General features: G+C 39.4%; 8 protein-coding genes. 5 read left to right on the top strand and 3 right to left on the bottom strand.

The features are described from left to right. Window positions 1-404: 404 nt before the first annotated feature. From AC13EX_RS21315 to AC13EX_RS21295, 5 genes are all read left to right on the top strand, one after another. Window positions 405-1550 carry a YncE family protein gene (locus tag AC13EX_RS21315; protein ID WP_482894257.1) on the top strand — a complete coding sequence of 382 codons (1146 nt, stop codon included), beginning with the start codon at window positions 405-407 and terminating at the stop codon, window positions 1548-1550. A gap of 42 nt (window positions 1551-1592) precedes the next feature. Continuing rightward, entirely contained in the window at window positions 1593-3479 is a 1887-nt protein-coding gene (locus tag AC13EX_RS21310) for a malate synthase (RefSeq protein WP_482894256.1), read from the top strand. A gap of 35 nt (window positions 3480-3514) precedes the next feature. Further along, a complete protein-coding gene (locus AC13EX_RS21305; RefSeq protein ID WP_482894255.1) occupies window positions 3515-5230 on the top strand; it encodes an L-lactate permease in 1716 nt (571 codons plus the stop codon). A 93-nt stretch (window positions 5231-5323) separates the two neighbouring features. Then, the gene (locus AC13EX_RS21300; RefSeq protein WP_482894254.1) at window positions 5324-5938 is read left to right on the top strand and encodes a SatD family protein; all 615 of its coding nucleotides are present in this window, start codon (window positions 5324-5326) and stop codon (window positions 5936-5938) included. After that, complete coding sequence (locus AC13EX_RS21295) at window positions 5935-6639, top strand: DUF3307 domain-containing protein (protein ID WP_482894253.1); 705 nt, start codon at window positions 5935-5937, stop codon at window positions 6637-6639. The genes AC13EX_RS21300 and AC13EX_RS21295 overlap by 4 nt, the downstream gene beginning before the upstream one ends. A 16-nt stretch (window positions 6640-6655) precedes the next feature. Here AC13EX_RS21295 and AC13EX_RS21290 read toward each other — a convergent pair whose 3' ends face one another. Genes AC13EX_RS21290 through AC13EX_RS21280 form a run of 3 tightly spaced genes read right to left on the bottom strand, consistent with a single transcriptional unit; the run spans window position 6656 to window position 9025 of the window. After that, entirely contained in the window at window positions 6656-7525 is an 870-nt protein-coding gene (locus AC13EX_RS21290) for a 5-oxoprolinase subunit C family protein (protein ID WP_482894252.1), read from the bottom strand. Beyond that, window positions 7518-8237 carry a 5-oxoprolinase subunit B family protein gene (locus AC13EX_RS21285; RefSeq protein ID WP_482894251.1) on the bottom strand — a complete coding sequence of 240 codons (720 nt, stop codon included), beginning with the start codon at window positions 8235-8237 and terminating at the stop codon, window positions 7518-7520. Before AC13EX_RS21285 ends, AC13EX_RS21290 begins: the two co-directional genes overlap by 8 nt. Beyond that, entirely contained in the window at window positions 8234-9025 is a 792-nt protein-coding gene (locus tag AC13EX_RS21280; protein ID WP_482894250.1) for a LamB/YcsF family protein, read from the bottom strand. Before AC13EX_RS21280 ends, AC13EX_RS21285 begins: the two co-directional genes overlap by 4 nt. Window positions 9026-9090 lie beyond the last annotated feature (65 nt).

Raw genomic sequence — 9090 nt, 5'->3', positions numbered from 1 at the left:
GCTGTTTTCAATTTCACCATAGCGGTGCTATGCTAAAATCTCCAAACAGTCTGATTTTCTTGCGATTGCAACACTTCCCGTAAACACGGGACAGGCATCACCCCTGACCTTGTCAGGGCGGAGAAATCCTATTACATAATCTGGGTTAAATTTTGTGTTCGAAATATTAAAATCTGCCTTTATTCATTTAGATTTTAGCAAAACATTTCTTTAGATTTTGCATTTAATTATACATCGTTTGCGCAATTTTTTTATCTTGGATATTAATATTCAAATCCTATAATGAAAGCTTGTTATGTGTTGAATTAACCAGAAGAACTGGGGCGTAACAAAAATGGCTTTTAAACTATTTAGGGTAAAACCTGACTTTCATTTCTATAATAAACCCAAAACCCAAAAGCCATATGACTTGGTTTAAATCTTACTTTAATATTTTACTTGCCTTTTTCTTTATCAGTACAGGTTTTAATCAATCATTATTACTCGCCAAAGGGGAAGATCCAAAGCTACACAAACAGGAGGTTCGGAGATATTTGTATGTAGCTGTCCCCGGTATTCGGAATTATTTAGGTTATGGAGGTCATGGTTTATTGGTCTTTGATATAGACAATGGACATAAATTTGTCAAAAGAATTCCCTTGCAAGGTTATAAGAAAGACGGTAGCCCATCCAATATTAAAGGAATAGCAGTTAGCATAGCACTGAACAGTGTGTTCATCAGTACGCTTGAAGGTCTCCAACGCTTGGATTTGTCTACTGAAAAAATAATCTGGGAAATAGCCTACGATGGGGGTGCAGATAGGATGTCCATTTCTCCGGATGGAATGACCATGTATTTGCCCTCACTTGAAAAAGATTTTTGGAATGTAGTCAATTGTGAAACAGGGGTAATAATCACTAAAATAAAAGTTTTTGACAGGGCGCACAATACCATCTATGGCCCTTCCGGAAGCTTTGCCTACATGGCTGATATTAGTTCTCCTTTCTTATTTGTATCCGAAACTAAAGGCCACACGATAATAAAGAAAGTTGGGCCATTTTCTCATGGAATAAGACCCTTTACCATCAATAGTCAGGAAAGCCGAGTGTTTGTGAATGTCAATGAGCTTTTAGGATTCGAAGTTGGTGATTTAAATACTGGTAAAGTGTTAGCGAGTGTCAAAGTGGAAGGCTGGGACAAAGGACCTGTAAGAAGGCATGGTAACCCAAGCCATGGGATAGGGCTTACTCCAGACGAGGAAGAAATATGGATCAGTGATGGTCACAATATGCGCCTGCATTTATTTCAAGCTAACCCACCTTATCAACAGCTTACCACTATTCCTTTGCAGGATATGCCTGGATGGATCACCTTTAGCATTGATGGAAAGTATGGCTATCCTTCAAGTGGAGAAGTGATAGACGTTAAAAGCAGGAAAATTACCCACCTACTTCAAGACGAACACCACAATTATGTTGCAAGTGAAAAGATGATTGAGTTACATTTTCAAAATGGAAAAATCATAGCCATAGGAGACCAATTTGGTATAGGTAGAAAAACATTGAAATAACGGATCTATAAATAGTATATAAACAAACATTAAATTTTAACAATGGATAATTCCGCAATCATCATCAGGGATAATTTGAAAGAGATTTATGAGGATGTATATTCCTCAGACGCGCTTCATGCCTTAGCGCACATGGCACCATTTAATGTAGAAGTAAAAAAATTGATGAATATTCGACTTCGCAGGAGAAAAGAAAGAAGTCAAAATGGAAGTAGGATAACCTTTTTAAACCCTGAAACCAATATTGCAGGAACCAATATTAAGGTGAGTGATGCCAGAGAAGGTAATTTTGAAGGGGCTGAAATCCCTGCAGACCTTCAACGTCAATGGATTCAGGGGACCGGCCCGGGAGCGAAGCCAAATGCTAGTCTGGAAAGCAGTATCCGTAACGTGGCTTATGCCTTGCTGTCTGGAGCTGATGGATGGATGTTTGATGGTGAAGATGCCTTAGGTCAAGTCTCTACCATGTCCCTTGACAATCAACGAAACCTCAAGTTGGCCATACAGAGATCCCCTGTGTTCTTGTCCGTGGCAGAAGAAGTGGCTTCTCAGATGAATAGCTGGAGCAGGACATTTTTTGGCCATGAAAAGATTCAGGATTGGAAGGTGCAATTAAATTTCACCACCAAAATTTTTAGAGCACGTGGACTTCACTTGGATGATAGGCATCTGCGCCTTGCTGATGGGGCGTCCTTTTCAGCCTCAATTGCTGATTTGGTGCTCTATGTTGTTAATAATTATAAGTCATTATTAGCTTCGGATTCTTCTATTGTACTTTACCTGCCTAAAATTCAAACGGCTGAAGAGGCTGCCTTATGGAATAGAATGATCAGCGCTTTAGAAAATCATTTGGAGTTGAAGGATGGAACCATTAAAGTGTATGTATTGGTAGAGCAACTTGAAGCAACCTATCAGTTAATGGAGATTAGGGCTGCTTTGGGGAAGCATTTTGTAGGTTATAATACTGGCCGCTGGGATTATATTAATAGTGTGTCTGATGCCATGGCCTGGGATCCAACTTTCATTAACCCCAATATTGAATCCATAGGCATGACCTATGGGTACATGAGGAATTATGAAGACCGGGTAAGAAGGGCTGTCAACACGCCTGACATTAATGGCAACTTTGCGCTTTGGCAAGGTGGTATGGAACCAAATATACCGGTGGGATCCTCTGAAGGGGTAAATGCAAGTATGGAAAAAGCCTTGGCAGGTGCAGAAAGAGAGCTTAGTGAAGGGGCTAGTGGTAAATGGGTAGCTCATTGGAAGATGGTTCATATTGTTAGACCTGTTTGGGAAAAAACTGGTCAGGCCAATCAGATGGGAAGAACTTTTGAAAAGTTAAGCTATACTCAGGAGGATGCAGATGGTTTGATTTATCTTGAACCTGCACCAAGGACCATTCGTGGTGCTAGAAACTTATTAAGTGTAGGCCTACAATATGGCAATGCCTTTGGTCAAGGAATGCAAGCTGCTGCTCTCAAACCTGCAGATTTCTTTGGTGATGACAATGTGCTCTACCTAATGGAAGACATGGCAACTGGGGAAATTAGGCTAAGTATTTTGTGGGAATGGCTGCACAAGCAGGCTGTGATAAGGGAAGTTGATGCTGAATCTGGTGTAAATGAAGGGGATGTTTTTACGCCTGAATTATTTAGTAAATTACTTCAAGAGGAGTATGATAAGCTTTTGAATGCCAGTGATAAAGATGTGTATGCTGCATCTAAGTATACCACATTGCCTATTGCCAAGTCCATCGTTGAGAAATATGTTGGTGAGGAAAAGAAAATTCCTTGGTTTATAGATTTACTTAATATTAACCTGAACAATGTGGATTTGAAAATTGCAGAAAAAAGGATAGCACTTTACCTGAAACTATTGAATGATAAAGGGGAGCGAATGACGGAAAATCTCGATTTTATTGTATGATGCCTTTCACTTATTCTTCATAATAGGAACAAATAATGTCGCAGAATCTTTTGTTTTTTCTCGCAGTTTTCCCAATCCTGATAGCCTCTATTATGTTAGTTGGCTTTCGTATTGCTGCTAAAATCACCATGCCAGTAACCTTTTTGCTTACGGCCATTTTAGCATTTACGTTTTGGGATATGTCCATGCTAACCATTTTAGCCTCCTCTATTCAAAGTTTGTTTATCACTTTTGATATTCTCTACATTGTATTTGGGGCCATTCTTTTGCTTAATTTTCTGAAATTTTCAGGAGGAGTGGACAGTATTCGTGATGGTTTTTCTGGAATAAGTAAAGACCGGAGAATACAGGTAATTATCATTGTTTGGCTTTTTGGGTCCTTTCTTGAAGGGGCAGCAGGATTTGGAACACCTGCAGCTATAGTGGCCCCTTTGTTAGTGGCCCTTGGTTTTCCTGCTCTTGCCGCTGTGGTTTTGGGAATGATGGTGCAGAGTACTGCAGTCACTTTCGGAGCTGTCGGTACCCCGATTTTGGTAGGCGTTAAAGGTGGTTTGGAAAACCCCGAACTTACAAGCAGATTAGATCAAATGGGCTTGAATATTGGAGATGTTTTGGCTTTAGTGACTGGAAATGCTGCCATTATCCACGCCATTGTAGGGAGTTTTATGCCTTTTTTAATGGTACTCATGCTATGTAGGTTTTTTGGTAAAAACAGATCCTGGAAGGAAGGTTTTCAGGTTTTTCCTTTTGCCATGTTTGCTGGACTTTCTTTTACGATTCCTTATATGATCACGGGGCTTTTTTTAGGCCCAGAATTCCCTTCTTTAATTGGGGCTTTGGTAGGTTTGTCACTCGTTGTTTCTGCTGCTAAAAATGGCTTTCTGGTGCCAAAAACAATTTGGAAAATGGAGAAAAAAGACCAATGGCCTGAAGATTGGTTAGGCGCAGCGAATTTGAGTCCCTCTAAAGATCTGCCCGCTTTCTCTTCCAATCCCAGGAAAATTTCATTGAAAATGGCCTGGTTGCCTTATTTTCTATTGGCCATAATCTTGGTTTTAAGTAGGCTGCCTCAATTGCCATTTAAAAGTTGGCTAACCAGTGTGTCGTTTGGACTTGATCAAATTCTTAATACCACAATATCCGCTTCCAGTACACCTTTATATTTACCCGGTACGCTTTTACTTTTGATCTGTGGACTAACTTATTTTTTACATGAAATGAATGGAAAGCAAGTTAAGGCAGCTTTTAGTGAGAGTAGTAAGATGATTCTTAAAGCTGGTGCTGTGCTTTTGTTTGCAGTAGCCATGGTGAGAGTGTACATAAATTCCGGAGAGAATGCTTCGGGTTTGTTGTCCATGCCTATAATGATGGCCGAGTGGACAGCAGATAAGGTGGGCATGGTTTATCCATTCTTCGCCCCAGCAATAGGGGCCTTAGGTGCTTTTATAGCTGGTAGCAATACGGTGAGTAATTTGATGTTTAGCTTGTTTCAATTCGGTGTGGCGGATAATTTAGGAATGCCTCCTACTTGGATCTTGGCACTTCAGGCTGTGGGTGCTGCTGCAGGAAATATGATAGCCATTCACAATGTGGTAGCGGCTTCTGCCACGGTAGGCTTATTAGGAAAAGAAGGAAGTGTGCTTAGGAAAACCATTTTACCCACGCTTTATTACCTGCTTATGACAGGCTTAATTGGCTTTGTCCTAATAGGAATTGTGGGTGTGGTGGATTTATTTATGGTTTATGTGTAAAATTATCATCTTTTTAATGGATAAACTTGAATATCTATCAATTAATAGATAAATTGAAATATCATTTAAAATGTAGATAAATACAAGCTGATAATGATAGGGATAATAACAGGTGACCTGATCAATTCAAGAAAACTTTCGGCAAGCCTATGGATGCAGGAATTAAAGAAGGAACTGGATCAGTGGGGAGCAGAAGGTAAAGATTGGGAAATATATAGAGGAGACAGTTTTCAGTTGAGAATTAAAAATCCAGGACAATTACTTTATGCGGGCATATTGCTTAAGGCCGCCATTAGGTCAATTGAGCCTTTGGATATTAGAATGGGCATGGGGATTGGTGAAGAAAATTATACCACAGACCGCTTGCTAGAAAACAATGGAAGTGCCTATGTTCATTCAGGTGAGGTTTTTGAGGATTTACATAAGATGAATCAGGGGATTATGCTGAAGAGTGACTTCAATGAATTTAACCAGGAAATAAATTTGATGTTAAGGTTAGCATTGACCATAATGGACAATTGGTCAGTAAATTCCGCTAAAATGGTTTGTCTTGCTTTCAAAAACCCTTCTAAAAACCAAACCCAATTGGGCGCATTGGAAAACATCAGCCAGAATTCAGTAAGTGCCAGACTTTCCAGGGCCAATTTTGAGGTAATTAAATCATTGGTAGATTACTTCCCAAATCGATTAGCAAAATTCATGTCATGATTGTACTCATTAAGCTAGTTTTAGCCCATTTATTGGGAGATTTTGTGTTTCAGCCCAATAGTTGGGTGGAGGCCAAAGAAGCTAAAAAGTTTAAAGCCTATCAACTGTATTTGCACCTGTTGGTACATGGACTACTGATAATGGTAATCCTTGCGGATCTTTCCTTCTGGCCATACGCTGTAGCGATTGTGCTTGTACATGGCATCGTTGATGTGATCAAGCTATATGCGCAAAAAGAACAAACCAAAAGGTATTGGTTTTTTATAGACCAATTGGCTCATATTCTTACTTTAATTGTAATGGTTGGAGTGCTTGATCCGACACTTTTGGATTTGTTGTATCCAGTTTCGGAAAAACTTTGGCTGGTGGTAACCTTGCTGTTGTTTCTGTCCTTACCTGCTTCTATCATTATCAAGACCATAATATCCAAATGGACTCCTGCCACTGTTGATGAAATAGGTTCATTGGAAAAGGCTGGGCAATACATTGGGATTCTTGAACGTTGGTTTGTATTGATTTTTATAATTGCAGGAAAATGGGAAGCCATTGGTTTTTTGGTGGCAGCCAAGTCGGTATTTAGGTTTGGTGATTTAAAGGAATCAAAGGATAGAAAATTGACAGAGTATATATTAATAGGAACACTCGTTAGCTTTGGATTGGCCATTTTATGTGGCTGGATTTATGAGCAATATCAACTCTAATTTTTCTTTTCCTCTCTCAGGTAGAGGTGTTGGTTTCTTCGATTAGCTGAAATTTGAACTTAGCATTAGGTCTAAGTTGAGCAAGTCTTGAAATACCCCTCACTGACAATTGCAAAATCCGATGATATCCCCCGGTAACCTGGGCATCCTTCATTAAAACAATCATTTTTCCAGCATGGGTTAACTGTACTGTTCCAGGGTAAACAGGGCTTGAGATAAGCTCTGGAAGTTCATGTTTTAATTTCTCCTTCAAGTGGATTCCCATTCTGTTTTGGATTGGGGAAAGCGTAAATGTACTGTGTCTCAAGGTAAATTGATGTTCTTTACTCAAAGCTGAAAAGGAGGGACCAGGATAGGTAGGGACAAACATCAATTCCGAGAATACTCTGGGTTTAATTTTGGAGAAATCGAATGGAATAGTTTGAGGTGCATTGGTATAAGGCAAAATACCATTGTCTGAAAACTTTGACAATTGGGTGATTTTTTGATAAAAGCTCTGACTTCCCAAAACTTTTTCACATTGAAAATCTCCATTTATTGCCAAATAAAGCCATTGTCCTTTACTAAAAGGAGGCATGTTTACTCTTGCGCCTGCTGAAACATTGATAATTTCATTGGTTGAAAAAAGATCTCCATCAACTATTATTTTTGCATTGGCTCCGGTACATACTATTTGGCAATTTTCTGTAAAATATAGTTTGACATTTCCCATATAGATCTCCAAACACGCCGCACCGGGGTCTTTTCGTACAAGTAAATTGGCAAGGTGGAAGGCTTCCTCGTCCATAGCTCCGGACAAAGGAATTCCCTTATCCACAAAACCAAACCTACCTTTGTCTTGGATGGTAGTGTATAATCCTGCTTTAAGAAAGATTATTTTACCCACAATAAGCTGTTTTTTCCCAATTATGAACACTGCCTTCCTGAAACTCAGTATAGCGTTGTGGAGAGATGGATGCAAATTGAACCTTGTCTCCAGGATTAAAAGGTAATTTTACCTGGCCATTTTCAAAGATGGCCACCGGTGTTTTACCTACTACGTACCAACCACCTGGGCTGTCCACAGGATAAATTCCTGTTTGAGATCCACCAATGGCCACACTACCTTTGCTGATTTTCCTGTCAGGAATGGTTTTTCTAGGGATATGCAAAGTTTCAGGTAAACCTCCCAGGTACATGAATCCGGGTAAAAAGCCATAAAAGTACAATAGAAAGCTTTTGCTGGTATGGTATTCAATCAATGTCTCCAAATCCATGTTTTTCTCTTGTAAATATTGATTTTGGGAGGAGACTATTTCTGGAGCATAACAAACTGGTACGGTCCAAATCCATCTCGCAGGCAAATTTTCTCTAGACATAGGCCGTTTAATCAACTCTTTTAGCCAAGTTGTAACTTCACTTGCATATTCAATTTCTTTGAGTTGAATGCTTAAAACTTGGTAACTGTGGTAGATGCTAGAGATTATAGGGGAATACTTATTTTCAACGTTATTTTTGAGCGCAATTATTTCCAATAAAACATCTTCTGCAATGATTTTCGGCCAATGTAATTCTATGATTTTTGGTCCTAAGGAGAAAATTTGAATAGGATATTTCATCTATCGTTTTTCCTGATTTGAATTATTGGGGCTAGTGTTTGGGCTATTTCGAGGGCTTTTGGATGGTCTCCATGTATGCAGATAGTGTTTACTTTAATGGTATACTCTTTCTGATCTATTGTCGAAATAATTCCAGATTTAACCATGGACAAGACTTGACTTTTAATCGTATCCAAATTGGTCAATAAGGAACCGGCTTCTTTTCTGCTAGCCAATGTTGACCCGTCTAAATAGGCACGGTCTGCAAAACCTTCATATTTCACGGGAATATCATGTAGTAAGGCTTCTTTGGCCATGAAAGAACCATAAGGAGCATACAAGGCAAGGCCTTTGTACCGAGTAGCAATAAGTTGGGCCAGTTGTTGGGCCAGTTTTTGAGAGGAAAGGCTCATAAGGTAAAGAGCCCCATGGAATTTTATATGATTCAATTCCAGGTTTTCTTTGGCAGCCACCGTATTGATTAAATCAATTTGGTGAATTAAACTATCCTGTAGTTGTGGGAAAGGCAGGTCCACTGGAATTCTCCCGAAATTAGTACGATCTGGATAGGAGGGGTGAGCCCCAATTTTCACCTGATGTTTTTTCGCAAGTTTGATTGTTTGTGAAATGCTATGCACATTGCCAGCATGTCCCCCAGCGGCAATATTACAACTTCCCAAATAGGGCATAATGGCCTCGTCGTTTGGCATTCCTTCTCCCAGGTCACAATTTAGTTCCACGTCCACACTCATAGGTACAAGAATACGATGTATTTGTAATATAATGCTGAATTTCGAAAAAGAATCCATTTGGCGACATTACTAAATATACTTTGCCGCAACATTTTCCGTTTTCTTTTCGTCTTGAAGATAGA

It is taken from the genome of Cyclobacterium sp. L-R (genome assembly GCF_056859355.1).
The sequence above is the reverse complement of the archived record's forward strand: the minus strand, read 5'-3'. Positions and strand labels throughout refer to the sequence as shown.

Excerpts from the sequence above, each read along its gene's own strand:
- AC13EX_RS21315 (WP_482894257.1), top strand. The coding sequence starts at position 405 with ATGACTTGGTTTAAATCTTACTTTAATATTTTACTTGCCTTTTTCTTT.
- AC13EX_RS21300 (WP_482894254.1), top strand. The coding sequence starts at position 5,324 with ATGATAGGGATAATAACAGGTGACCTGATCAATTCAAGAAAACTTTCG.
- AC13EX_RS21305 (WP_482894255.1), top strand. The coding sequence starts at position 3,515 with ATGTCGCAGAATCTTTTGTTTTTTCTCGCAGTTTTCCCAATCCTGATA.
- AC13EX_RS21310 (WP_482894256.1), top strand. The coding sequence starts at position 1,593 with ATGGATAATTCCGCAATCATCATCAGGGATAATTTGAAAGAGATTTAT.
- AC13EX_RS21285 (WP_482894251.1), bottom strand. The coding sequence starts at position 8,237 with ATGAAATATCCTATTCAAATTTTCTCCTTAGGACCAAAAATCATAGAA.
- AC13EX_RS21280 (WP_482894250.1), bottom strand. The coding sequence starts at position 9,025 with ATGGATTCTTTTTCGAAATTCAGCATTATATTACAAATACATCGTATT.
- AC13EX_RS21295 (WP_482894253.1), top strand. The coding sequence starts at position 5,935 with ATGATTGTACTCATTAAGCTAGTTTTAGCCCATTTATTGGGAGATTTT.